The sequence below is a fragment of the Pseudomonas sp. 2822-17 genome (assembly GCF_002742485.1).
In the GTDB taxonomy this organism is placed as follows: Bacteria; Pseudomonadota; Gammaproteobacteria; order Pseudomonadales; family Pseudomonadaceae; genus Aquipseudomonas; species Aquipseudomonas cyclaminis.
Genome location: NZ_LJRZ01000049.1, coordinates 104,766 through 128,500 on the forward strand (window position 1 = coordinate 104,766; position 23,735 = coordinate 128,500).

At 60.1% G+C, this 23,735-nt stretch carries 23 protein-coding genes; 3 read left to right on the plus strand and 20 right to left on the minus strand.

The genetic code is table 11. The features are described from left to right. Positions 1-88: 88 nt before the first annotated feature. Positions 89-1,060, plus strand: coding sequence for a magnesium and cobalt transport protein CorA (locus AOA60_RS00645; RefSeq protein ID WP_099582735.1), 972 nt, complete (start codon positions 89-91; stop codon positions 1,058-1,060). Here the strand turns inward: AOA60_RS00645 and AOA60_RS00650 are convergent. From AOA60_RS00650 to AOA60_RS00660, 3 genes are all read right to left on the minus strand, one after another. Continuing rightward, a complete protein-coding gene (locus tag AOA60_RS00650) occupies positions 1,057-1,770 on the minus strand; it encodes an amidotransferase (RefSeq protein ID WP_099582736.1) in 714 nt (237 codons plus the stop codon). The two genes, AOA60_RS00645 and AOA60_RS00650, sit on opposite strands and share 4 nt — an antisense overlap. Positions 1,771-1,854: 84 nt before the next feature. Beyond that, the gene (locus AOA60_RS00655; protein WP_099582737.1) at positions 1,855-4,002 is read right to left on the minus strand and encodes a 3-hydroxyacyl-CoA dehydrogenase NAD-binding domain-containing protein; all 2,148 of its coding nucleotides are present in this window, start codon (positions 4,000-4,002) and stop codon (positions 1,855-1,857) included. Between the two features lie 16 nt (positions 4,003-4,018). Then, positions 4,019-5,224: an acetyl-CoA C-acetyltransferase gene (locus AOA60_RS00660; protein WP_099582738.1), complete on the minus strand. Its 1,206-nt coding sequence runs from the start codon at positions 5,222-5,224 to the stop codon at positions 4,019-4,021. A gap of 641 nt (positions 5,225-5,865) precedes the next feature. Here AOA60_RS00660 and AOA60_RS00665 point away from each other — a divergent pair. After that, positions 5,866-6,669, plus strand: coding sequence for a cytochrome c (locus AOA60_RS00665; protein WP_099582739.1), 804 nt, complete (start codon positions 5,866-5,868; stop codon positions 6,667-6,669). Between the two features lie 268 nt (positions 6,670-6,937). Here AOA60_RS00665 and AOA60_RS00670 read toward each other — a convergent pair whose 3' ends face one another. From AOA60_RS00670 to AOA60_RS00735, 14 genes are all read right to left on the minus strand, one after another. Next, positions 6,938-7,741: a transglutaminase family protein gene (locus AOA60_RS00670; protein WP_099582740.1), complete on the minus strand. Its 804-nt coding sequence runs from the start codon at positions 7,739-7,741 to the stop codon at positions 6,938-6,940. Continuing rightward, positions 7,738-8,688 (minus strand): alpha-E domain-containing protein, encoded by a 951-nt coding sequence (locus AOA60_RS00675; protein ID WP_065909369.1) that lies wholly within the window; start codon positions 8,686-8,688, stop codon positions 7,738-7,740. Before AOA60_RS00675 ends, AOA60_RS00670 begins: the two co-directional genes overlap by 4 nt. A gap of 5 nt (positions 8,689-8,693) precedes the next feature. Further along, positions 8,694-10,103, minus strand: coding sequence for a circularly permuted type 2 ATP-grasp protein (locus tag AOA60_RS00680; protein ID WP_099582741.1), 1,410 nt, complete (start codon positions 10,101-10,103; stop codon positions 8,694-8,696). A 454-nt stretch (positions 10,104-10,557) separates the two neighbouring features. Then, positions 10,558-10,899 (minus strand): ribonuclease E inhibitor RraB, encoded by a 342-nt coding sequence (locus AOA60_RS00685; RefSeq protein ID WP_015885395.1) that lies wholly within the window; start codon positions 10,897-10,899, stop codon positions 10,558-10,560. A 216-nt stretch (positions 10,900-11,115) separates the two neighbouring features. Continuing rightward, positions 11,116-11,352 (minus strand): hypothetical protein, encoded by a 237-nt coding sequence (locus AOA60_RS00690; RefSeq protein ID WP_099582742.1) that lies wholly within the window; start codon positions 11,350-11,352, stop codon positions 11,116-11,118. A 103-nt stretch (positions 11,353-11,455) separates the two neighbouring features. After that, positions 11,456-12,061 carry an START domain-containing protein gene (locus AOA60_RS00695; protein ID WP_099582743.1) on the minus strand — a complete coding sequence of 202 codons (606 nt, stop codon included), beginning with the start codon at positions 12,059-12,061 and terminating at the stop codon, positions 11,456-11,458. Between the two features lie 41 nt (positions 12,062-12,102). Continuing rightward, entirely contained in the window at positions 12,103-12,357 is a 255-nt protein-coding gene (locus AOA60_RS00700) for a YkgJ family cysteine cluster protein (RefSeq protein WP_032887441.1), read from the minus strand. A gap of 162 nt (positions 12,358-12,519) precedes the next feature. Further along, positions 12,520-13,011, minus strand: a complete 492-nt coding sequence (locus tag AOA60_RS00705; protein ID WP_099582744.1) for a translation initiation factor 2 — start codon at positions 13,009-13,011, stop codon at positions 12,520-12,522. A gap of 104 nt (positions 13,012-13,115) precedes the next feature. After that, positions 13,116-14,555 carry a PLP-dependent aminotransferase family protein gene (locus AOA60_RS00710; RefSeq protein WP_099582745.1) on the minus strand — a complete coding sequence of 480 codons (1,440 nt, stop codon included), beginning with the start codon at positions 14,553-14,555 and terminating at the stop codon, positions 13,116-13,118. A gap of 160 nt (positions 14,556-14,715) precedes the next feature. After that, positions 14,716-15,531: an OmpA family protein gene (locus tag AOA60_RS00715; RefSeq protein WP_099582746.1), complete on the minus strand. Its 816-nt coding sequence runs from the start codon at positions 15,529-15,531 to the stop codon at positions 14,716-14,718. Then, positions 15,528-15,890, minus strand: a complete 363-nt coding sequence (locus AOA60_RS00720) for a DUF4398 domain-containing protein (protein WP_099582747.1) — start codon at positions 15,888-15,890, stop codon at positions 15,528-15,530. Before AOA60_RS00720 ends, AOA60_RS00715 begins: the two co-directional genes overlap by 4 nt. 9 nt (positions 15,891-15,899) lie before the next feature. Then, entirely contained in the window at positions 15,900-16,715 is an 816-nt protein-coding gene (locus AOA60_RS00725; protein ID WP_099582748.1) for an ABC transporter substrate-binding protein, read from the minus strand. Positions 16,716-16,798: 83 nt separating this feature from the next. Next, positions 16,799-17,728: an electron transfer flavoprotein subunit alpha/FixB family protein gene (locus tag AOA60_RS00730; protein WP_099582749.1), complete on the minus strand. Its 930-nt coding sequence runs from the start codon at positions 17,726-17,728 to the stop codon at positions 16,799-16,801. A gap of 2 nt (positions 17,729-17,730) precedes the next feature. Then, complete coding sequence (locus AOA60_RS00735) at positions 17,731-18,480, minus strand: electron transfer flavoprotein subunit beta/FixA family protein (protein ID WP_099582750.1); 750 nt, start codon at positions 18,478-18,480, stop codon at positions 17,731-17,733. 506 nt (positions 18,481-18,986) lie between these two features. Here AOA60_RS00735 and AOA60_RS00740 point away from each other — a divergent pair. Further along, positions 18,987-20,651, plus strand: a complete 1,665-nt coding sequence (locus tag AOA60_RS00740) for an electron transfer flavoprotein-ubiquinone oxidoreductase (RefSeq protein WP_099582751.1) — start codon at positions 18,987-18,989, stop codon at positions 20,649-20,651. A 58-nt stretch (positions 20,652-20,709) separates the two neighbouring features. On the opposite strand, the gene glyA is transcribed toward AOA60_RS00740, so the two are convergent. From glyA to AOA60_RS00755, 3 genes are all read right to left on the minus strand, one after another. Beyond that, entirely contained in the window at positions 20,710-21,948 is a 1,239-nt protein-coding gene (gene glyA, locus AOA60_RS00745) for a serine hydroxymethyltransferase (RefSeq protein WP_099582752.1), read from the minus strand. 10 nt (positions 21,949-21,958) lie between these two features. Further along, positions 21,959-23,200 (minus strand): threonine synthase, encoded by a 1,242-nt coding sequence (gene thrC, locus AOA60_RS00750; RefSeq protein ID WP_099582753.1) that lies wholly within the window; start codon positions 23,198-23,200, stop codon positions 21,959-21,961. A 95-nt stretch (positions 23,201-23,295) separates the two neighbouring features. Continuing rightward, on the minus strand, positions 23,296-23,727 hold the full coding sequence (locus AOA60_RS00755) for a Rid family detoxifying hydrolase (protein WP_099582754.1): 432 nt from the start codon (positions 23,725-23,727) through the stop codon (positions 23,296-23,298). Positions 23,728-23,735: the final 8 nt, after the last annotated feature.

Sequence of the window (23,735 nt, forward strand, 5' to 3'; positions counted from 1 at the left end):
AAAGCGCACCGCAACGGCGGCTACAACGGAACGTCATTCAGGCTAAGCTGCCCAACATCTGTCCTCCTAACAAGAAGTGATCAGCACCATGGGTAGAGTTGTTGCGGCCGCCGTCTACAGCGCCGGTAAGAAAGTCACTGATATCACCCTTGATGAAGGCGCCGCCTGGGCCGCCAAGCCCGGGCACTTTGTGTGGATCGGCCTGGAAGAGCCCGACGCCCAGGAGCTGGCCAACCTGCAACGCCAGTTCAACCTGCATGAACTGGCCATCGAAGACGCGCTGGAAAAACACAGCCGCCCCAAGCTCGAAACCTTCGGCGATGCGCTGTTTATCGTCACTTACTCACCGGTGCGCGAGAACGGCAAGCTGGAGTTTATCGAGACCCATATCTTTGCCGGCAATGGCTACATCATTACCGCACGCAATGGGCATTCGGCGTCCTACGGCTTTGTGCGCCAACGCTGTGAGGCACGGCCACTGTTGTTGGAGCACGGGGAAGATTTCGTACTGTATGCGTTGCTGGATTTCGTCACCGAAAACTACCAGCCGGTCAGCGAGGCGATCCACGCCGAGATCGATGAACTGGAGCGCAACGTGCTGTGCAGCTCATTGAGCGAGCGCGATATCCAGAAGATCCATGGCCTGCGCCGCGATGTGCTGCGGCTCAAGCGCCATGTGGCGCCGATGGTGGAGATCAGCCAGGAGTTGCAGAAGCTGAGTTTCCCGTTTATCGACAAGAACATGCGCCCGTACTTCCGTGATGTGCAGATCCACGTGACCCGGCAGATGGAAGACCTCACCACCCTGCGCGACATCGCCAGCCAGACCATCGAGATCGGTGTATTGCTGGAGGCGTCGCGCCAGAGCGTGGTACAGCGCAAGTTCGCGGCATGGGCGGCGATCCTGGCATTCCCCACCGCGGTGGCAGGGATTTATGGGATGAACTTCCAGAACATGCCCGAGCTGCAATGGCACTACGGCTATTTTGCGGTACTCGGGTTTATCGCGGTGGGGTGCACCAGCCTGTGGGCCAGTTTCAAACGCTCGGGCTGGCTTTAGGCTTTGTGCGCGACAAAGCGCATCATCCATTCCGCCACGGTGGCGCCGTGGTGGTCGCGCTCCAAGCTGGCGACGCCGTTCGTGTAGACCGTTTCACCCAGGGTTGTCTGAAGAACCTCCAGCAGTTCGCGGGAATAATCGTGGATAAACTCCGGGTGGCCCTGGAAGCACAGTACCTGATCGCCGATGTGGTAAGCGGCGAACGGGCAAAAATCGCTGGAAGCAATCACCGTGGCATTGTCCGGCAAGGTGGTGACCTGATCCTGATGACTGATCAGCAGCGTCAACTCGGGCACCTCAGGGCTCATCCACGGGGCCTTGGCGTCGAGTTTGTAGTCGTGGATGCCCATGCCCCAGCCTTTGCTGGCGCGCTCGGTCTTGCCGCCCAGCAGCAATGCCAACAATTGATGGCCGAAGCAGATGCCGAGTAATTTGTCGCCACGTTCATAGCGCTTCAGCAGGTAGGTCCTGAGGGTCTGGATCCAGGGGTCGGTGCCGAAGGAGTCGGCCTTGCTGCCCGTCACGAGGTAGGCGTCAAACACCTCGTCGTCTGACGGGTATTCGCCCTGCACCACGTTGTAGACCACAAATTCGGCGGCAATCGGCTGCTTGGAGAACAGGCGCTTGAACATCTGCCCGTAACCTTGGTACTGATCGATCAAACCTGGACGCAGGATATCGGTTTCCAGGATGCAGACGCGTAGCGACATAAAAAATACCTGACACGGCGATGGGAATATTGAACACCCAGAGCCTGCCTTGAAACACCCCTTCAAGGCAAGCCCCTCCCTTGATCACCGAAACACTTCACCCCTCGCCGCTTTCTCCAGCAACAACACCGGCGGCGCAAACCGCTCACCGTACTGTTCAGCCAAGTAGCGCGCCCTGGCAATGAAATCATTCAAACCGTACTGATTGATAAACTGCAACGCGCCGCCGCTCCACGCCGCGAAACCAATCCCAAAGATAGAACCGACGTTGGCATCAGCCGTGGACATCAACACGCCCTCCTCCACGCAGCGCACGGTTTCGATGGCCTGGATAAACAGCAATCGGTCGCGCACATCTTGCGCTGAAATCCGCTGGCCGGGCCGTTCAAAGCGGTGTTTCAACTCAGGCCACAAGTACTTCTGCCCTCCTGCGGGGTATTCGTAAAAACCGCCTCCCGCCGCCTTGCCTGTGCGCTTGTACTCATTCACCAACAGATCGATGACCGCCGTTGCCGGATGCCCGGGCACCGACTTACCTTCGACTTGCAGATCCTTCGCCGCCTGCTGTCGGATATGGCTCATCAGGCTGAGGGACACTTCATCGGAAACCGCCAGCGGCCCCACCGGCATACCGGCCTTGCGCGCCTCGGTCTCGATCATCGGCGCAGCCACACCTTCACCCAGCATGGCGATGCCCTCGTTGGTGAACGTGCCAAACACCCGCGACGTGAAAAAGCCGCGACTGTCGTTGACCACAATCGGAGTCTTCTTGATTTGCATGACGAAATCGAACCCTCGGGCCAGGGTTTCGTCCGAGGTCTGCGCGCCCTTGATGATTTCTACCAGGGGCATCTTGTCCACCGGGCTGAAGAAATGCAGGCCGATAAATCTGCCTTGCTCCGGCACGGCCTTGGCCAGGCCGCTGATGGGCAAGGTGGAGGTATTGGAGGCGATTACCGCATCGGCGCCGACCACGCTCTGGGCGGCGGCTGACACCTTGGCCTTGAGTTCGCGGTCTTCAAAGACGGCCTCGATGATCAGGTCGCAGCCTGCCAAATCAGCATCCGAATCCGTAGGATAAATCCGCGCCAAAGTGGTTTCCCGCTGCTCGGCGGTCAATTGCCCACGGCCAACCTGCTTGTCCAGCAGCGCGGCCGAGTGAGCCTTGCCCTTCTCGGCGGCAGCAAGGTGGATGTCCTTGAGCACCACCTCGATCCCTGCGCAGGCGCTGACATAGGCGATTCCCGCCCCCATCATCCCGGCGCCCAGCACACCCACTTTACGAGTCACATAAGGTGCAAAGCCCTGGGGCCGCGAGCGGCCGGCGTTGATGTCATTGAGCTGGAACCAGAAGGTGCCGATCATGTTTTTCGCCACTTGCCCGGTGACCAGCTCGGTGAAGTAACGGGTTTCGATCAGGTGCGCGGTGTCGAAGTCCACCTGGGCGCCTTCAACGGCGGCACAGAGGATTTTCTCCGGGGCCGGGAAACAGCCGTTGGTTTTGCTGCGCAGGATCGACGGTGCAATCGCCAGCATCTGCGCGACTTTTGGGTTCGAGGGTGTGCCGCCGGGAATCTGGTACGCCTTATTGTCCCAGGGTTGTTTAGCCTCTGGATTGCCGAGAATCCAGGCGCGGGACTTGGCCAGCAGCTCATCGCGGCCCACCGCCAACTCGTTGATCAACCCGGCCAGCAGCGCCTGCTGCGGCCGTACTTTTTTACCTTCCAGCAAATACGGCAGGGCTTTTTCCAATCCCAGCATGCGCACCATACGCACCACGCCACCGCCGCCCGGCAGCAAGCCGAGGGTGACTTCCGGCAAGCCAAGCTGCACCGATGTGTCGTCCAGCGCGACGCGGTAATGACACGCCAGGCAAATCTCCCAGCCGCCGCCCAGGGCTGCACCATTGATTGCAGCCACCACCGGCTTACCGAGGGTTTCCAGGCGGCGCAGTTGTGCTTTGAGCAGCTGCACGTTGTCGTAGAAATCCTTGGCGTGGGCCTTGTCGACCTTGATCAGTTCATTGAGGTCACCGCCGGCGAAAAAGGTCTTCTTGGCCGAGGTGATAATTACACCGGCGATGTGGTCCTTTTCCGACTCCAGGCGCAGGACCGTGGCGGCCATGGCCTCGCGGTAAACACTGTTCATGGTGTTGGCGCTCTGGCCTGGCATGTCGAGGGTCAGCACCACGATCCGGTCCTGGCCTTTTTCGTAACGAATGGCATCGGTCATCAGAAATTCCTTAGGCTCAGAGGCGTTCGATAATCGTGGCGATGCCCATGCCACCGCCAACACACAGGGTGGCCAGGCCGTAGCGCTGCTGGCGCACTTCAAGCTCGTCGAGCAAGGTGCCAAGGATCGCGCAGCCCGTTGCCCCCAACGGATGGCCCATGGCGATGGAACCGCCGTTGACGTTGACCCGTGCAGCATCAATGCCCATGTCCTTGATGAACTTGAGCACCACTGAGGCAAAGGCTTCGTTGACCTCGAACAGATCGATGTCTTCCACGCGCAAACCGGCCTTGGCCAGGGCTTTTCGGGTGGCTGGCGCGGGGCCGGTGAGCATAATGGTGGGGTCGGTGCTGGTGACCGCCGTGGCGACAATGCGCGCCCGGGGTTGCAGGCCCAACTCGCGGCCCTTCGCTTCGGAGCCGATCAACATCAGTGCGGCGCCATCGACAATGCCGGAGCTGTTACCTGGAGTATGTACGTGGTTGATGCGCTCTACCTGGCTGTAGACCCGCAGTGCAGTAGCGTCGAAGCCCATCTGCCCCATCATCTCGAAGCTGGGCTTGAGCTTGCCCAGACCTTCAAGCGTCGAGTCGCCACGGATAAATTCGTCATGGCCCAGCAGCACAATCCCATTCTGGTCCTGCACTGCAATCAGCGACTTGCTGAAGGAACCGTCGGCACAGGCCCTGGCCGCTTTCTGCTGGGACTGTAGGGCAAAGGTATCGACGTCTTCGCGACTGAATCCCTCCAAGGTGGCGATCAGGTCCGCGCCGATGCCTTGGGGCGTGAAGTGACTGTGCAGATTGGTCTGCGGGTCCAGCACCCAGGCACCGCCATCACTGCCCATGGGCACGCGGGACATGGACTCCACACCGCCGACCACGACTAGTTCCTCAAAGCCGGAGCGCACTTTCATCGCGCCCAGGTTGACTGCTTCCAGGCCCGAGGCGCAGAAACGGTTGACCTGTACGCCCGCGACGCTGACGGCCCAGTCCGCCACCAGGGCGGCCGTCTTGGCGATGTCCGCGCCTTGGTCGCCCACCGGGGTCACGCAGCCGAGCACGATGTCATCGACTTGCTGGGTATCGAGGTCGCTGCGTTGCGCCAACGCCGTGAGCAAACCCGCCACCAGGTTTACCGGCTTGACGCTGTGCAGGGCGCCGTCGGCCTTGCCCTTGCCTCGGGGCGTGCGGATCGCATCAAAGATCAAAGCTTGGGTCATGACATCCTCGAACCATTGCGCAGTAGTGCCCTTACCTTAGGCCCGATTGACACGGTTTCAATGACGGATGCGCTCATTGCTTTTGACCCCCACGCTCGGACGAACGGTAGGTCCCTAAGCTCCGAAGCCGATTAATCGTTTTAGCTGTCTAGCCAAGGCATTGGCGCCAAGATGGCGTTCTGCCTCATGCGCTTTTAAGCAGAAATACTGATTAGCTGATATGAAATGGATCTAAGCCGCGAAGAACGAGGGCTCTAAGGTTCAATCAGTAAGAGGTTGCTGCCGGGTTTTGCTGGAGCAGCTGTAAGAAAAGTGACACGTCAAAGCGCCATACTGAAATAAAATGGCACGTATTTGACGCTCAGGAATAACAACAAAAGGCAGTCAGCCATGTTCAAGCACTCGAAAGTACGTCAGGCGGGACTTATTCTTTTCGCCACCACACTGATTCTGATCTTGCCCAACTTGACCAAGGTCATTGGGTAACCTCCTTATCCTCCGCATTTTTTGCATCAGGATTGCAGCTTTTGGCAGCACCCGCCGGGACTTCGTGCATAGCGACCCCGTTGCAGGGGCTGCCTTTTTACGGGCGTTTTTCCGGTATCGTGAGCCCTATCGCCACTTAACACGGGGCCTCTGTCTTGAAACCGATCATCGCACTCCTGGCCTTGCTGCTCGCCCTCCCCGCTGCTGCGGCGCAATTGACCATCGAGTTGGACCACAGCCGCAAGACCTGGCAGACCGCCGACTTGCTCAAACACCCGGATGCGCAGATGGTGCAAATCATCGATGACGTGTCCTACAAACGCAGCATGACCTATCGTGCAGTGCCGCTGGCGGTGCTCCTACCAGGCCTTACACCGCAGAGCCATCTGCAAGCGGTTGCCCTGGATGGCTTCGCTGCCGAACTCAGCGCCGCACCGCTGCTGGAACAGCACGGCGCCCGCGCCTGGCTTGCGGTGGAAGACCCCGCCCAACCGTGGCCCGCCCTGGGCGAAGGCAAACACAGCGCCGGGCCGTTTTACCTGGTGTGGACCGACCCGCAAGCCGGGCCTATCAGCCCTGAGCAGTGGCCGTTCCAAGTCTCGGCGATCAAACAATTAAAGACCGTGGCGGAGCGGTTTCCGGCGCTGTTGCCCGACCCGAAACTGGCAGCGAATGATCCCATCAACCAGGGCTTTGCACTCTTCCAGAAAAACTGCCTGGCCTGTCACCGCCTCAATGGCGCGGGCGATGCGCAGGTGGGTCCGGATCTGAATATTCCCTACAGCCCTACGGAATATTTCAGCGCAGATTTCCTCAAGCGCTATATCCGTGACCCACAGAGCTTGAGGCATTGGCCACAGGCGAAGATGCCAGCTTTCGCTGCCAGCGTGTTGCCTGACAGCGAGCTGGATTTATTGGTGGGCTATTTGAAGCATATGGCGAGCCGTAAGCAGCCGTGAAGCAAGTGAACTGGCTGGTTAGGTTGATGGTGAGCGAGCTTCTGTGGTGAGCGGGCTTGCCCCGCGCTGGGCTGCGAAGCAGCCCCAATAAAAGCAGAATGCGGTGTGCCAGACATTAGGCGGCGGATGGTTTTGGGGCTGCTTCGCACCCCAGCGCGGGGCAAGCCCGCTCACCACAGAAGCCTGCTCACCACAGAAGCCCACTCACCACAAAAGCCCGTTCACCACAAAAGCCTGGTCACCACCGAAACCGCTATCAACTTGTCGCTTACTGCTGCTGTACGGACACCAGCGGCGTCGGCGCCACAAACACTTTGGCATGCATTTGCTCATGCCCGCCGCCACGGCGCATGCCTCGAACCGGGCACGCATCCAGGTAATCCAGGCCGACCGCCAGTTTGAGATGCCGCTCCGGGCGCGCCAGTTGGTTGGTCACGTCGAAGCTGTACCAGGCGTCATCGAGCCAGGCTTCGGCCCAGGCGTGGCTGGCCAGGTGCGTGCTGTCTTCGGTGTACAAATACCCCGACACATACCGCGCAGGAATCCCGAGGCTGCGTGCGCAGGCCAGGAACGCGTGGGTATGGTCCTGGCACACGCCCGCAGCACCAGCAAAGGCCTCGGCGGCGCAGGTGTCGACTTCGGTGACACCCGGCGTGTAGACCATCGCCTGGTGGAGCGCGTGCATCAGGTCGATCAACGCCGTGCGGTCGCGACGCTGGTGACAATGCTGCGCGGCAAAGCCACGCAAGGCTTCATCCGGCTCGGTCAGGCGGGTGCAACGCAGGAACGGGAACGCCGACTGACTCTCGTGCTCGGCCTCGCGTAATTCGTCGATATCCACCTGGCCACGGGCGCCGATGATGATGGCGTCGTGGGGTTCGTCCAGGGTCAGCACATGCAGGATGTTGCCGAAGGGGTCGACCTGGGCACGCACCGGGCGCGGCAGGTCGAGTTGCCAACTGAGTACATGCTGACGCTCGCTGTCATGGGGCGTCAGGCGCAGATACTGGATGCTGGCGCGCACCTGGTCGTCATAGTGGTAGGTGGTTTCGTGACTGATGGAGAGTCTCATGCAGCCTCCAGGTAGGAACTGTAGATGGCGTCGCCCAACTGGCGGACCAAGGGGATAAAGTCGGTCAGCCAGGCGTGCAGGCCTTCCTCAAGGATTTCATCGATGGCCGTAAAGCGCAGGCGGGCATCCATCTCGGCGGCCAAGCGCTGGGCCGGTCGACCGTTGAGGCCAGGCAGGCTGGCGAGGATCTGGTCGATTTCCTCGCTGCACGCCCGCAGTGAGCGCGGCACATCGGCGCGCAACAGCAGCAACTCCGCCACTTGCCGGGCGCCGGGAGCATCGCGATAAATCTCGGTGTAGGCCTCGAACGACGACAACGCCCGCAGCAAGGCGCTCCATTGATAGTAAGCGTGGGCCGTGCCATCGGTGACGGCTTCGGCACGGTCGCCGGCCATTTCATAGCGCGCATCGAGCAACCGCAATGTGTTGTCGGCGCGCTCGATAAAGGTGCCCAGCCGAATGAAACGGAAAGCATCGTTACGCATGATGGTGCCGTAGGTCGCGCCCCGAAACAGATGGGAGCGTTCCTTGACCCACTCACAGAAGCGACTCATGCCATAGCGACTCAGGCCTTGCTGGGCGATATCGCGGATATCCAGCCAGGTGGCGTTGATGTTTTCCCACATGTCGGCGGTGATTCGCCCACGCACCGCGTGGGCACTGGCTCGCGCCGCGCCGAGGCAGCTATAGATGCTCGCCGGGTTGGCCGCGTCCAGGGCAAAGAAGTGCAGCAAGTGCTCAGCGTGCAATTCACCGTGGCGCTCGCGGTAATCCTCCAGGGTGCCGGTGATCAGCAGCGGCATGGCCAGTTCGTGCAAGCCATCGCCGCGCCCATCCTGAGGCATCAGCGACAGCGAATAGCTGACATCGAGCATGCGCGCGAGGTTTTCGGCGCGCTCCAGATAGCGCGACATCCAATACAAATCCGAGGCAGTTCTACTCAACATGGCATTCAGTCCTCAACCACCCAGGTGTCTTTGGTGCCGCCGCCCTGGGACGAGTTGACCACCAGCGAACCTTCGCGCAGCGCCACGCGGGTCAAGCCGCCGGGTACCACGCGGGTTTCTTTGCCGGACAATACAAACGGGCGCAGGTCGATATGGCGCGGGGCGATGCCGTTTTCGACAAAGGTCGGGCAGGTGGATAAACACAGGGTCGGCTGGGCGATATAGGCATGGGGCTTGGCCTTGATGCGCGCACGAAATGCTTCGATTTCCGCCGCCGTCGACGCAGGGCCGACCAGCATGCCGTAGCCGCCCGAGCCTTGGGTTTCCTTGACTACCAGGTCCGGCAGGTTAGCCAGCACGTGGGACAATTCGTCAGGCTTGCGGCACTGGAACGTAGGAACGTTCTTCAGGATGGGTTCTTCATCCAGGTAAAAACGGATCATCTCGGTGACGAAGGGGTACACCGACTTGTCATCCGCCACCCCAGTGCCGATGGCGTTGGCCAGCACCACGTTGCCGCAGCGATAGGCCGCCAGCAGGCCGGGCACACCGAGCATGGAGTCCGGGTTGAAGGCCAGCGGGTCGAGGAACGCGTCATCAAGACGGCGATAGATCACGTCTACCGCCTTGGGGCCGTCGGTGGTGCGCATGAAGACGCGGTCATCGCGCACGAACAGGTCGGCACCTTCTACCAGCTCTACGCCCATTTCCCGGGCGAGAAACGCATGTTCAAAGAACGCACTGTTGAAGCGCCCCGGCGTCAGCACCACCACGCTGGGGTTATCCAGTGGGCTGGAGCTTTTCAGGGTGTCGAGCAACAGGTTGGGGTAATGGTCGATGGGCGCAATGCGCTGGGCGGCGAACAGTTCGGGGAACAGGCGCATCATCATCTTGCGGTCTTCGAGCATGTAGCTGACGCCGCTCGGTGTGCGTAGGTTGTCCTCCAGCACGTAGTAGGTGCCGTCACCATCGCGTACGAGGTCGACTCCGGAGACGTGGGAATAAAGATCGCGGTGCAGGTCCAAGCCCTGCATCGCCAACTGATATTGCTCGTTGGCCAATACCTGTTCGGCCGGGATGATGCCGGCCTTGATGATGCGTTGTTCGTGGTACAGGTCGGCAAGGAACATGTTCAGCGCCTTGACCCGTTGAATGCAGCCGCGCTCGACAATTTGCCATTCACTGGCGGGGATACTGCGGGGAATGGTATCGAAGGGAATCAGGCGTTCGGTGCCCTGCTCGTCCCCATAGAGCGTGAACGTGATCCCGGCGCGGTGAAACAGCAAATCGGCTTCACGCCGGCGCTGGGCCAGCAGTTCTGCGGGGGTTTCGGCCAACCAGCGGGCGAACTCGCGGTAATGGGGGCGGACCTGCCCTGCCCCGTCGTACATTTCGTCGTAATAAGTGCGGATCATGCCGTACTCCTTGTCACCCGGACGCAAGAACCATCGCAAGGCCCGTGCCAGCGGCATAAACACTTAAAAAACAGTGAGTTAAATATAAGCGAACAGCTGACCGCACCGTCCTGGTGCGCGGAATGCCCGTCGCATTGCTGCACGCTTCATCGCAATGCAGGCTTTGCCTATCAACAGCATAGTCAGAGTTGATTTCACTGCCCGGCCAAGCCTGCGGATAATCGCCTCCATCAGCTGAACAGGATGTGTCCTACAGCTTTAACCCTTACGCACTCGGTACCGTGACAGCTCGTGTACCGACCGGCTCCTCGGTCTTCCCTTTCAGCCACCCACTTTGGGTGGCTTTTTTTTGTGCACGAAAAGGCAGCTCAAGTTCCGGGAGTTTTCATACAGCGCACACAAAATCGGCCGACCCGAAGGTCAGCCGATACGCTGCGTTACTCATACAATCTCGCTACATGGGTAACCCACGCACCTCCTGCTTGACGCCCCATCCTTCGATAATCCCGCCCAACGGCTCGACCACCGCCTCAAAGTCTTGCTCGAAGTCTCCTATGCCGTCGTAGGTGGCGAACATGATTTTGCTCAGTTCCAGGTACCAGGCGCCATCATCGCGCGCACTGACCTGGGCATTCAGGGATTCTCCACGAAACTCACCCGCAGCCCTGCGCGCCCGTTCCTCATCCGGGAAAATGGCGTAGAACTCAATGGGGTGGAAACGTGAAAAGTCGAAGCCGCCTTCTTTCATGCGGCGCAGAACGTTGGTGCTGATGTCTTCTTGATAGGCTGTGCTCATGAAACGTCCTCCTCAAACCGATGGATAGACTTTCCGTGCTTCCCCAATCCGCGCCTGGCTGGCGCGGAATCTATGGCAATGAAACAAGTCACTGAGGGAAAACAAGCATGTAGCTGACAAGACCAGACCTTAGCGATTCATTCGCTGATCTCTCTTGCAGAGTAGCGCGAAGCTACCACCTCCACCAGAGGCGGTTGGATGGCATACAAGGAATATTCAGGCGGCGGGGGAAATGTCGAGGATCTGGATGCTGTTCTGGTCTTTCAGGATCTTGACCGTAGGCTCGGGCTGGCGGCCCTCAAGGTCATTGAGGTCGAGTTCGGCGGCGACGGGCACCAGCTTGCTGCGGATCATGTGCGCAGCATCTTCGAGGCTGGGCTTTTGTTCGCAGGTGAACTGCTCCACGGACGTTTCACCGTGATCATCAACGAAGGTAATTTGCCACGTTTGCATCGGTGCCTCCTCGATAAAGCCCGTGTGTGGGCTCACATCTATCTGGACCTTGAGGGATCGCCAAACGTTCCACTCAAGGTCACAGGCACCGGATCAACTGCGCTTACTTCTCGGCGTGATCCTTGAGGGCTTTCAAGGTGTTGAACGGCGCATCCACTACGAACTTGTTGGCCAGCCACGATGGCACGCTGCCGCCTGGCTCGGTGTGGACCTGATACGTAACTTCGGTCTGGTTGTCGCCTTTGGGCACCAGTTTCCAGAAGCCTTCAACCTGGGCCACACGCACGTAGCCTTTTTCTTCCGGCTTGTAGGTCGGTACGCCCTCCAACTTGCGCGTTACGCTGCCATCTGCATTCTTGGTGGTGGTGACATGGATATACGAATCGCGATCGGTCACCGGGAACGGCGCCTTGAATTGAGTATAGGTCCAAGCCTCATCGCCTTTCTTGTCCACCAGCTTCTGGGATTTGCACTCGTGAATCCACGAACAGGCACCGGCCACATCTTCCTGCAGCGCCTGGATCCTGGCCACGGGCGCCTTGATCACCGTCACACCGCGATAGGCCTTGTACTTGGAGCCAGCGACTTCGCTTAACGACACCTTGATACCGTCTTCATCCTTGGCGACTTGCCAATCCTCAGCCTGCGCAGTGGCCGCTAACAACACCGTAAACCCGCACAGCACAGCCATTCGTTTCAGCGAACCCATTGTTGTATTCCTTATTGTTGACGTTGCGATAGTAAAGCCCATCAAGCCGCCGTCATCTGCTCCCACCAGCCGATCAACCGGATCGCGTCGGCCTGGTCGGTGCCGCAGACATCGATATCCGCCTTGAAATCACTGCACACCGCCGGACGCTCCGGTTGGCCGAACAGTTGGCACAGCTGTTCGACCGATAGGTGCAGGCAGCGTTCGCCCGCCGGTTTGCCATGGGGCATTCCGGGTAACGGCGAACTGATGGAGGGGGCGATGCAGCATGCGCCACAGCCTTCACGGCAATTCATGACCAGCAGGTCCTCGACGACTCAATGGGGATGGCCGGGCTAGACTACGCCCTTAAACAGCCGTTTTAAAATGGTCTAACAGGGGTTTTTCGCACAAAACAAACATGACTGACCAGTCTGCGACAGATGGTCGGTGGCCTGCGTCACGTCTGTGGGAAAAGTTTACTGCTTGAACTCGAATTCCAGCGCAGCACCTTCCACGTCACGGCGTTCTTCGTTGCGCAGTTGCAGTTTCATCTCGTTACTGAGCAAACGGCCGTTGATCTGGAACGCACTATTGTCGGTGGGCTTTTCGCCAAACATCGGCGGCAGCAACGGCACGCTCTGGGGCTTGGGCATCGTACCGAGGGGTTGCAGGTGCCTGACCATGTCCGATGGCAGTGTCAGGTCCAACTGTGCCGGTGGCAATTTGGTTTGCGCGACCTCTTGGGCCGACTTGGATTTTTTCGCCTTCGCGGCACGTTTTTTCGCCGTGGCGGTTTGCTTCTTGGTAGCGGCGGCTGGCTTGGCAGCGCTTGGCTTTTTCGCGGGAGTGTTCTGCTCGCTCGTGGCAGCAGGCTTGTTTTCAGTCACAGGTGCCGCCGCCAGCACTGTGCTGACGTTGCACAGGCTCAACAGGCCAATCACCAAAGCAGCGCGAACAATCGAGGTCATATTGCCTACAGCATTAACGGCAGAGGGCCATATGCTCGCTTGTTGTGCGCGGCATGACAAGCCCGGTGATTAGCCCGCTATCGGAGTTGTCCCCTTTCTGCGCCTCAAAGTCCTGCTGCGGTTTCCTGACACAACTGGCTGGCCAACATCCCCAGCGTCATCAGCGCCCGCTCTGCCTCGCGGTTCCACGGCGTGCCGCAGTTAAGGCGAATACAGTGGTTGAACTGTTCGGTATTACTGAAGATCAACCCCGGCGCAATGCTGATGCCCTGCTGCAGGGCGCGCACGTGCAGTTCCTGGGTATTGACCCGGCCGGGCAAACTGACCCACAGGATAAAACCGCCGGTCGGACGGGTCATCTGGGTGCCTTCGGGAAAATACTGCTGCACTGCCAGTTGGAAGGCGCTGAGGTTCTTGCGGTATTCCTGACGGATATAGCGCAGGTGCCGGTCGTAGCCGCCGTTCTCCAGGTACGCCGCCACGCCCATCTGGGTAACGCTGCACGCCGAATGGGTGCTGAACATTTGCAGGCGCTGGATTTCCTGCTGGTACTTGCCGGCGATCATCCAGCCGATGCGCACACCCGGCGACAACGTCTTGGAGAAGCTGGAGCAATAGATGACCCGGTCCAGGCGGTCGTAGGCCTTGAGGGCCTTGGTGCGACCGATTTCGAACATCAGCTCGCCGTAGATATCGTCCTCGACAATCTGAATGTCGAAATCCGAGGCCAGGCGCAGCAACTGTTTCTGCCGCTCCTCGGGCATGGTGCCACCCAATGGGTTGCTCAGGCGCGTGGTCAGCACCAGCGCCTTGATCGACCATTGGTTGGCGGCGAGTTGCAGGGCTTCCAGGCTCATGCCGGTGGAAGGATCGCTGGGGATCTCAATGACTTTGAGGCCCAGCAAGTCGGCCAGTTGCAACAAGCCGTAATACGTCGGTGATTCCGCTGCAATCAAATCGCCAGGGCGCGTCAGCACGCGCAAAGACATCTGCAAAGCATCGACGCAACCGTGGGTGATGACCACCTCGGACGGGTCCACCACAACGCCTGCATCACGCATGCGGATCGCCACTTGGCGGCGCAGCGGTTCAAACCCCGGGCTGAACATATAGCTGAACGCGCGAGGGCTCTGGAACCGCGTGACCTTGGCCAGTTGCTGGTGCAGCGCGCGCACCGGCAAGTAGTCGACACTCGGCACGGCGGCACCCAGCGGGAACACACCTTCGCGGCGCGACTCGCCCAATACCTGCTGGATGATGCTGCTGCGCGTAACCAACCCCGGGCGCTCGACCCGTGCAATATCCGGCGTCGGCGCCGTGAGGGCCGGCGTCTGGTGCACGTAGTAGCCGGACTGCGGCCGCGCCCGGATCAGCCCCTGGTCTTCCAGGTTGGCGTAAGCCTGCAAGACCGTGGCGTGGCTCACATTGAGCTGGGAGCTCATCTTGCGCACCGAAGGCACACGCTCACCCGGCTGATAGACACCGCGTCGGATGTCCTCAGCCAGTTGCTGGGCGATACGTTGGTAAAGCAACAGATTGGTCATGACGCAGCACTCGATTTCACGGGTATTTTATTTTTGTGTGAAACATACCGGCACAGTTTAGAAGTGTACGGGGACAGTTGCCACAATAGTCGAGCGCGCGTGGGAGTGACAGTAAAAACTGTAAGGGTGGCGGATAGAGTTTTCAGGTGTGTGCAGCGCTTTAGCGCGCGGCGCCCAGTTGGCCTTTCTCGTCAGAGAAGACTATTTCAACGCGACGATTCTGCGCCCTGCCCCGCTCGGAAGCATTGGCTTCCACCGGGTACTGGTCGCCATAGCCTTCTACCTGGATGCGTTTTTCATCGATCCCCAGGTCCACCAGCACATCGGCTACCGACTGCGCACGGTCGCGGGACAGTTTGAGGTTTTCCTGCTGGCCGCCGGTATTGTCCGCATAACCCTCGATGCGCACTACGCGCTTGGGGTTCAGTTGCAAGAACTGCACGATCTTCAGCACAGTGCGGTTGGCCGAGTTTTTCAGCTCTGCCTCGCCGGTATCGAACAACACGTCGCCCAAGGTCATCACCAAACCGCGATCGGTCTGAGTGGTGGTCAGGCTGGCGATTTGCTCTTCAAGCCATTTGCCCTGTTGCTGCACGCTGATCAGCTTGCTTTCTCGCAGGGCCAATTGCAGGCGCTGGCGTTCCAGTTCGAGCTTGGCGGCGCGTTCTTCGTTGAGTGTCTGCTCAGTGTGCTCACGGGCGATGGCACTGTAGCGCTGGCTCAGGTAAGCGTAATGCACCACGTCTGCACCGCTGCCCCAGTAGCTGGACAAACGGTCGGCGCGAGCCAGGGACTCACCGGCACGAATCACGTCCTTGGGCGCGATGCGCAGCACGTTGGCGTCTTCCTTGACCTTCTGGAAATCGCTGCCGGCCTGTTGCAAGGCGTGCTCGCCATTCGGATGACTGGCGCAACCGCCCAAGACTGCACTGCCCAGCAACACAGCACAGCCCAACCCACGGATCATCCGGCTCATTGGGCTTCTCCCAACTGCAATTGCTTGCGCAGGCGCGTGATGCGGGTGTTAAGCACGTTAAGTTGCTCCTGGCTTTTGCGGGTCAGCACCTGGGCTTCGGCCAGGCGCGCGTCCAACTCGGCCTGCTCGGCCTGCATGCGCGCGTCCTTGTAGGACTCGTCGGCCATGTCGGCCTTGGCCTGGGCGAATTTGTCTTCGGCCAGTTTCAGTTCGGCGGATTCATCGGCGCTGGCGCCCACCGCATTGGCTTGCTCCAGGGCTTGCTGGGTAAGGCGAATCTGTTCATTCGGCGCAGGATCGGCCGCACATCCCGCCAGAGCGACAACGGCGAGGGCCGCGAAAAAAGGTCGAAGAGTCACTGAAAATCCCTACTTTGTTGGGGTGCCCACGGGTTGTTGCAATTGCGCTTTCCAACGCTCCAGATTGCGCTGCAGCGCGGCTTGCGCCACACCAGACCCGGGCAATTCTGTCATCTTTTTGGTGAGCTGTCCGCGTAACCAAGGATCATTGCAGGCCGAGTTGTGGGAAATCGCCAGGTACAGGCCCGGCTGGTCGACAGGCATATCACGGGCGATCAGGTCGTTGCTCATGCCCAGTGTCTGGGCCATGGCCATGCCGGAGTAACGTCCGGCCAGCACGTAGTCCACTTCCCCCAGCAGCAGTTTCTGGAACGCGGGAGTCAACGTTGGCAGACGCTGCAAGGTCAGTTGCTCGCTGGCAAAGGTTTCAAATCCGGCACTCAAACGTGAACGTTCCGACACTGCACCCTTGTGCCCGTGCAGGTCGGCAGCCGTGGTGTAGACCAGTGCCGAATCCTTGCGCGTCCAGACCAGATAATCGGTCTGCACCAACGCCGGGTGGATGTAGTCAAGGTTGTCCAGCTCGCCAAGGTTCAGCGGCGTATCCGCGAGGATATCCATGCGACCGCTGCGCACCTCGTCCAGGGCCAGGGAGCGTTTGCCGCCATAGAGCAGGTCGATTTTCAACCCGAGGTCCTTGGCCACATATTGCAGCACGTCAGCGGTGGCGCCGATCAAGTGCGTGGGGTCTTGGGGGTCACGCCATAGCAACGGCGGTGCGTCAGGGCTGCCGGTGATGACCAGGCGCTCACATTTGCCGGCGGCCAGGGTCAGGCTCGGCAGCAGCGACAGGCCCAGCAGCACGGCCCAAGGGCGCAGTTCCATGGCGGTTTCTCCGATATTCACAAAAAGCCGGGCAAAAAAAACCCGGTCACACGACCGGGCTCTTTATAAGTGAAGCGGCTGGATTAGACCAGCTTCTCCAACTCAGGTACGGCTTCGAACAAGTCCGCCACCAGGCCATAATCAGCCACCTGGAAGATCGGTGCTTCTTCGTCCTTGTTGATCGCAACGATCACTTTGGAATCTTTCATACCGGCCAAGTGCTGGATCGCGCCGGAGATACCGACCGCGATGTACAGCTGTGGCGCAACGATTTTGCCGGTCTGGCCGACCTGCATGTCGTTGGGTACGAAACCTGCGTCGACGGCAGCGCGGGAAGCGCCGACCGCAGCGCCCAGCTTGTCGGCCAGGGCGTACAGGTGCTTGAAGTTGTCACCGTTCTGCATGCCACGTCCGCCGGAAACGACGATCTTGGCAGCGGTCAGCTCAGGACGGTCCGACTTGGCCAGCTCTTCGCCGACAAAGCTGGAGGTACCAGCGTCGTGGGCAGCGGAGACGGCTTCAACGGCAGCCGAACCACCTTCAGCGGCAACCGGATCGAAACCGGTGGCGCGCACGGTGATGACTTTGATGGCAGCGGTCGATTGCACGGTGGCAATGGCGTTACCGGCATAGATCGGGCGCTTGAAGGTGTCGGCGCTTTCAACCGAAACGATCTCGGAGATCTGGTCAACGTCCAGCTGCGCGGCAACGCGTGGCAGGATGTTTTTGCCGTTGGAGGTGGCGGCGGCCAGGATGTGGCTGTAGCCAGCGCCGAGCTCTGCAACCAATGGCGCAACATTCTCCGGCAGCTGATGCGCGTAAGCGGCGTTGTCAGCGTTCAGGACTTTGCTCACACCAGCAATCTTCGCAGCGGCTTCAGCCACGGCGCCAGCGCCTTGGCCTGCAACCAGAACGTGGATGTCGCCGCCGATTTTGGCAGCAGCAGCCACGGTGTTCAGCGTGGCCGGGGCCAGCACTTTGTTGTCGTGTTCGGCGATTACCAAGATAGTCATGATCAGATTACCTTCGCTTCGTTTTTCAGTTTCTCGACCAGTTCAGCCACCGACTTGACCTTGATGCCCGCGCTGCGTGCAGCCGGCGCTTCGACTTTGACGGTCTTGTTGGTAGAGGCGGTGGAAACGCCCAAAGCGTCCGGAGTCAGCACTTCAAGAGGCTTCTTCTTGGCTTTCATGATGTTTGGCAGGGACGCGTAGCGCGGCTCGTTCAAACGCAGGTCGGTGGTGACGATGGCCGGCAGTTTCAGGGAAACCGTCTGTGCACCGCCGTCGATTTCGCGGGTCACGGCAACGCTGTCGCCGCTCACTTCCACTTTGGAAGCGAAGGTACCCTGGCCGTAACCGGTCAGTGCAGCCAGCATCTGGCCAGTCTGGTTGTTGTCGCTGTCGATGGCTTGTTTGCCGAGGATCACCAGCGAAGGCTGTTCCTTGTCGACAACGGCCTTGAGCAACTTGGCCACGGCCAGGGAGGTCAGCTCTTCAGCGGACTCAACCAGCACGGCGCGGTCGGCGCCCAGTGCCAGAGCGGTACGCAGTTGCTCCTGAGCAGTGGTCGGGCCGATGGAAACCACGACGATTTCAGTCGCCACGCCTTTCTCTTTCAGGCGTACGGCTTCTTCCACGGCGATTTCACAGAAAGGGTTCATCGACATCTTGACGTTAGCAAGATCGACGCCGGAATTGTCCGCCTTGACGCGAACTTTCACGTTGTAATCGACAACGCGTTTGACAGCTACAAGAACCTTCATGGATTCCTCGTTACTCTCCGGTGAAAAGAAAGTCGCCTAGGCGAACCTGGCGGTTGATGCTCATCGGCACACAAGGGCACCTCCAAAAACCTGGACAAATGACCTTGCTCACGGGAAATGATGACCGTTCGTCAGTGGTGACTGAGAGGTCATTCTTTATCGCGGCGTGTAAACTGCGCGCCGGTGCTCGGGCGTGCGTCACCTGTTTCGCTTTTGGACGTGCTCTTGAAACCTGCTGTCTGCCTACGGTAAGCGCAAAACCGACCGTATATTGACCGGAACGCCTATTCTGGTCAATACGGCAAAATGGTCAGTCATAAGCCGCGTTGCTTTGATTTACCTAGCCTGCGGGCAATTCAAACAAACGTTTGTATTGGACGCTGACAGTGGTCTATATATAATGCGCCACCTAGAGAGAAAGGCGAGTCTTGCCGTTGCCGCAAGACGACACCGAACCTCCACCCATTAGAAAAAAAGCCTGTTGAGCCTTGAGTAGGAGATAGCCTGTGGAACGCGAATACATGGAATTCGACGTGGTCATCGTCGGCGCTGGCCCGGCTGGCCTGTCCGCCGCCTGCCGACTGAAGCAGAAGGCCGCCGAAGCCGGTAAGGAAATCAGCGTCTGCGTGGTCGAGAAAGGCTCCGAAGTCGGCGCACACATCCTCTCCGGTGCCGTGTTTGAACCGCGCGCCCTGAACGAACTGTTCCCGGACTGGAAAGCACTCGGCGCCCCGCTCAACACTCCCGTGGTGCGCGACGACATCTATGTACTGCGCAGCCCCGAAGCCTCCACCAAGGTTCCTGACTTCTTTGTGCCCAAGACCATGCACAACGAAGGCAACTACATCATCTCCCTCGGCAACCTGTGCCGCTGGCTCGCCCAGCAGGCCGAGAACCTGGGCGTGGAAGTCTACCCAGGCTTCGCCGCCCAGGAAGCGCTGTTCGACGAGAACGGCGTGGTGCGCGGGATCATCACCGGTGACCTCGGCGTCGACCGCGAAGGCAATCCCAAAGAAGGCGTCTACACCCCCGGTATGGAACTGCGTGGCAAGTACACGCTGTTCGCCGAAGGCTGCCGTGGCCATATCGGCAAGCAACTGATCCAGCGCTTCAACCTGGACAGCGACGCCGACGCCCAGCACTACGGCATCGGCCTCAAGGAAATCTGGGAAATCGACCCGGCCAAGCACCAGCCAGGCCTGGTGGTCCACACCGCCGGTTGGCCGCTGGACATCATGAGCAACGAGAACACCGGCGGCTCCTTCCTTTATCACCTGGAAAACAACCAGGTGGTCGTGGGTCTGATCGTCGACCTGTCCTACAGCAACACCTTCCTGTCGCCGTTCGATGAGTTCCAGCGCCTCAAGCATCACCCGGTGCTGGCCCAGTACCTGGAAGGCGGCAAGCGCATCAGCTACGGCGCACGTGCGCTGGCCAAGGGCGGCATCAACTCGTTGCCGAAAATGGTCTTCAAGGGCGGCGCGCTGATCGGCTGCGACCTGGGCACCATGAACGTGGCCAAGATCAAAGGCAGCCACACCGCCATGAAGTCCGGCATGCTCGCCGCCGACGCCGTGGCCGAGCGCCTGTTCGCCGAGTCCGAAGGCGGTGACGAACTGACCAACTACGTCGACGGTTTCAAAGCCAGCTGGCTCTACGAAGAACTGTTCGCCACCCGTAACTTCGGCCCGGCGATGCACAAGTTCGGCCCGATCATCGGCGCCGGCTTCAACTGGTTCGACCAGAACATCCTCGGCGGCAAAATGCCGTTCACCCTGCACGACACCAAGCCGGACTACGCCTGCCTCAAGCTGGCCAAGGACAGCACGAAGATCGACTACCCGAAACCCGACGGCAAGCTGAGCTTCGACAAGCTGAGCTCGGTGTTCATCTCCGGTACCAACCACGAAGAAGAACAGCCGTGCCACTTGAAGCTCAAGGACCCGAGCATCCCGATCGGCACCAACCTGCCGCTCTACGATGAACCGGCGCAGCGCTACTGCCCGGCCGGTGTGTATGAAGTGATCACCAAGGAAGACGGCGAGAAACGCTTCCAGATCAACGCCCAGAACTGCGTGCACTGCAAGACCTGTGACATCAAGGACCCTTCGCAGAACATCACCTGGGTCACGCCGGAAGGCGCAGGTGGGCCGACTTACCCGAACATGTAAGACGGTTGCCAGAAACACAAAAAGCCAACGCCCCAGCGCGTTGGCTTTTTTGTTTGCGTCAGCTCAGCAGGTAAACCGGAAAGCATTCACACAGGTGCATCACCCGGCGCCGGGTATTCTCAAGCAGCGTCGGGTTGTTCGGTTGCTCCAACAGGTCGGCGATCAAATTCGCGACTTCCGCACACTCAGCCTCCCCAAAACCCCGCGTCGTCAGCGCCGGGGTGCCGATACGGATGCCGCTGGTGATCGCCGGTTTTTGTGGGTCGTTGGGGATCGCATTCTTGTTCAGCGTGATGTGCGCACTCTCCAGCAACGCCTCGGCATCCTTGCCGGTGATGTCCATCGCACGCAAGTCGAGCAGGAACATATGGCAATCGGTGCCCCCGGAGACCACGCGCAAACCACGGCGGGTGAGGATATCGGCCATGGTGCGGGCGTTAGCGATCACCCGTTGCTGGTAATGCTTGAACCCCTCGCTCAGCGCCTCGTTGAACGCCACGGCCTTGGCCGCGATGACATGCATCAGCGGCCCGCCCTGATAGACCGGGAAGATGGTCTTATCGAGCAGCGCCGCGTATTGCGCCTTGGCCAGGATCAGTCCGCCCCGCGGGCCGCGCAGGGTTTTGTGGGTGGTCGAGGTGATGAAGTCGGCAATCCCCACCGGCGATGGGTACAGCCCCGCCGCGATCAAGCCTGCGTAGTGCGCCATGTCCACCATCAGGTAGGCGCCAACTTCATCGCAAATCTTGCGAAAGCGCTGGAAATCGAGGGTGCGTGAATAGGCGGAGGCCCCGGCGATGATCATCTTCGGTTTGTGTTGCCGGGCCAGGGCTTCCATTTCGGCGTAGTCCAGGGTCTCGGTGTCCGGGTCCAGGCCGTAGGAAAACGCCTGGTAGAACTTGCCCGAAAAATTCACCGAGGCGCCATGGGTCAGGTGTCCGCCGTGGGCCAGGGACATCCCCAGAATGGTGTCTCCAGGTTCCAGCACCGCAAGGAACACCGCCTGGTTGGCCTGCGACCCGGAATGCGGCTGAACGTTGACGTATTCGCAATTGAACAGCTTGCGGGCGCGTTCGATGGCCAGGTTTTCAATCTCGTCGACCACCTTGCAACCGCCGTAATAGCGCTTGCCCGGATAGCCCTCGGCGTACTTGTTGGTGAGCACCGAGCCCTGGGCCTGGAGCACTTCGTCGCTCACATAGTTTTCTGAAGCGATCAGCTCCAGGTGGGTTTCCTGGCGATTGCGTTCACGGTCGATCAGGCGGGCAACGGCGGGGTCGAAATTTTGCAGGCTCATGATGAGGTTCCTAGGTCAGCAGGTCGGCCAGGGGCTGGGATTGCAAGCGTGTCTGGCCCCTGGTCGAGTTGGAGAGAAAAATCGAGGTGTCTTTCAAACCGCTGCCGGTGATCAGGATCACGGCGGTCTGCGGGGTATCAGGGTGGGCTTCGGCGTACTTGAGCAGCCCGGCGAAGGCACTGGCGGCGCCGGCTTCGGGAAACACACCGGTGCTGGCGGCCAAGCGGGACGCCGCCGCGACAATGCTCGGGTCGCTGACGCACATGAACTCGCCGCCGCTGGCCGTGACGGCGCGCATGGCTTTGAGACGATCACGCGGCAAGGCCACATTGATGCTGCTGGCCAGGCTTGTCGGCGCAATGCGTTCTATCTGCTGCATCGGCCGCTCACTGCGCCAGGCCCGGTACATAAAGTTGCTGTGCTCGGCCTGCACGCCGATCAAGCGCGGGATGCGCTCGATCCAGCCCAGTTGCAGCAGGTCGTAGAACCCCTTGTAGACCGAACCGAGAATGCAGCCATTGCCGACCGGCACGAACACCAGGTCCGGCACCTGCCAGTTGAGTTGCTCGCACATCTCGAAGGCGACGGTTTTCTTGCCTTCGCTCATGTAGGAGTTGATCCCGGTGGTGCGGTTGTACCAGCCGTGGGTTTCGCAGGCGTCGAGGCATTGGTCGAAGGCTTCGTCGTATTGGCCGTCCACCAACACAATCTCGGCGCCATAGCCTTGCATCTGCGCGAGCTTTTCGCGGGGTGCACTTTTTGGCAGGTAAATCACGTTATGCAGGCCCAGGCTCGCACTCATCCCGGCCAGGGCCGAGGCGGCGTTGCCGGTACTGGCCACCGCCACGGTGCGCGCGCCGGACTGCAAGGCATGGGCTACCGCCAGGGCGCTGGCGCGGTCTTTCAGCGAGCCGGTGGGTTGGCGGGATTCATCCTTGATAAAGACCTTGATCTGCGCGCCCCTGCCGAGCAGTTCCGGGCGCGAATAAAGCGGCGTGTTCCCCACCAGTAGCGGCGGAATGAACTGCGTCGAACGCAACGGCATCAGCCGGTCATAGCGCCACATGCCACGGGCGTGGTCTTGGGCCAGGCTGTCCTTGGACCATTCGCGCTTGAGCGTCGAGTAATCGTAAAGCGCATCGAGGGCACCTTCGGTTTTGCAATGGGGGCAGTAGTAACTGACCTCATGCGGCTGGTAGCTGCGATCGCAGACCAGGCACTGCAACACATATTCGCTGTACGAATGCTTCATGGCCAAGCCCCTGAAAATACGCGGTGCGGGTGCTTTTGCTGCCGACGTCGGCCCATTGCTGCGGACCGACGGGCACTGCACGCGGAGAGTGGGCTTCAGACCACCATGATGGCGTCGATGGCGACCAGGGTATTGCGCGCCAGGGCGCTGGCACCGGCGGTGGTGCGCGCCGGGTATGGCTGGGTGAAGTACTCCTCCATCACTCGGTTGAGGGTCGGGAACTCGCTCAAGTCCGTGATGAATGCGGTGACCTTGACCACGTTCGCCAGGGTACCGCCTGCGGCTTCGGCCATTTGTTGCAGATTGTCCAGGGTCTGACGCAATTGGCCTTCGAAGTCCTGGGCCAGTACCTCGTTGTTCAGCGCCGAGACCGGGGTCTGTGCCGACAGGTAGATGGTTTGCCCGTGACTGACCTTGATCCCTTGGGAATACGTGCCCAGGGGCAGCGGCGCCTTGTCGGTGAAGATCACGTTTTCTTCGCCCAGGAAAGGCTTGGCGACGGACTGGAGTTGAGCGTTGGTCTGCATGGTGACGT

What these genes read in the sequence shown, in the direction of transcription:
- AOA60_RS00645 (WP_099582735.1), top strand. Translation starts at nt 89, where the DNA reads ATGGGTAGAGTTGTTGCGGCCGCCGTCTACAGCGCCGGTAAGAAAGTC.
- AOA60_RS00650 (WP_099582736.1), bottom strand. Translation starts at nt 1,770, where the DNA reads ATGTCGCTACGCGTCTGCATCCTGGAAACCGATATCCTGCGTCCAGGT.
- AOA60_RS00655 (WP_099582737.1), bottom strand. Translation starts at nt 4,002, where the DNA reads ATGACCGATGCCATTCGTTACGAAAAAGGCCAGGACCGGATCGTGGTG.
- AOA60_RS00660 (WP_099582738.1), bottom strand. Translation starts at nt 5,224, where the DNA reads ATGACCCAAGCTTTGATCTTTGATGCGATCCGCACGCCCCGAGGCAAG.
- AOA60_RS00670 (WP_099582740.1), bottom strand. Translation starts at nt 7,741, where the DNA reads ATGAGACTCTCCATCAGTCACGAAACCACCTACCACTATGACGACCAG.
- AOA60_RS00675 (WP_065909369.1), bottom strand. Translation starts at nt 8,688, where the DNA reads ATGTTGAGTAGAACTGCCTCGGATTTGTATTGGATGTCGCGCTATCTG.
- AOA60_RS00680 (WP_099582741.1), bottom strand. Translation starts at nt 10,103, where the DNA reads ATGATCCGCACTTATTACGACGAAATGTACGACGGGGCAGGGCAGGTC.
- AOA60_RS00685 (WP_015885395.1), bottom strand. Translation starts at nt 10,899, where the DNA reads ATGAGCACAGCCTATCAAGAAGACATCAGCACCAACGTTCTGCGCCGC.
- AOA60_RS00690 (WP_099582742.1), bottom strand. Translation starts at nt 11,352, where the DNA reads ATGCAAACGTGGCAAATTACCTTCGTTGATGATCACGGTGAAACGTCC.
- AOA60_RS00695 (WP_099582743.1), bottom strand. Translation starts at nt 12,061, where the DNA reads ATGGGTTCGCTGAAACGAATGGCTGTGCTGTGCGGGTTTACGGTGTTG.
- AOA60_RS00700 (WP_032887441.1), bottom strand. Translation starts at nt 12,357, where the DNA reads ATGAATTGCCGTGAAGGCTGTGGCGCATGCTGCATCGCCCCCTCCATC.
- AOA60_RS00705 (WP_099582744.1), bottom strand. Translation starts at nt 13,011, where the DNA reads ATGACCTCGATTGTTCGCGCTGCTTTGGTGATTGGCCTGTTGAGCCTG.
- AOA60_RS00710 (WP_099582745.1), bottom strand. Translation starts at nt 14,555, where the DNA reads ATGACCAATCTGTTGCTTTACCAACGTATCGCCCAGCAACTGGCTGAG.
- AOA60_RS00715 (WP_099582746.1), bottom strand. Translation starts at nt 15,531, where the DNA reads ATGAGCCGGATGATCCGTGGGTTGGGCTGTGCTGTGTTGCTGGGCAGT.
- AOA60_RS00725 (WP_099582748.1), bottom strand. Translation starts at nt 16,715, where the DNA reads ATGGAACTGCGCCCTTGGGCCGTGCTGCTGGGCCTGTCGCTGCTGCCG.
- AOA60_RS00730 (WP_099582749.1), bottom strand. Translation starts at nt 17,728, where the DNA reads ATGACTATCTTGGTAATCGCCGAACACGACAACAAAGTGCTGGCCCCG.
- AOA60_RS00735 (WP_099582750.1), bottom strand. Translation starts at nt 18,480, where the DNA reads ATGAAGGTTCTTGTAGCTGTCAAACGCGTTGTCGATTACAACGTGAAA.
- glyA (WP_099582752.1), bottom strand. Translation starts at nt 21,948, where the DNA reads ATGAGCCTGCAAAATTTCGACCCCGCCGTTGCCCGCCTGATCGACCGT.
- thrC (WP_099582753.1), bottom strand. Translation starts at nt 23,200, where the DNA reads ATGAAGCATTCGTACAGCGAATATGTGTTGCAGTGCCTGGTCTGCGAT.
- AOA60_RS00755 (WP_099582754.1), bottom strand. Translation starts at nt 23,727, where the DNA reads ATGCAGACCAACGCTCAACTCCAGTCCGTCGCCAAGCCTTTCCTGGGC.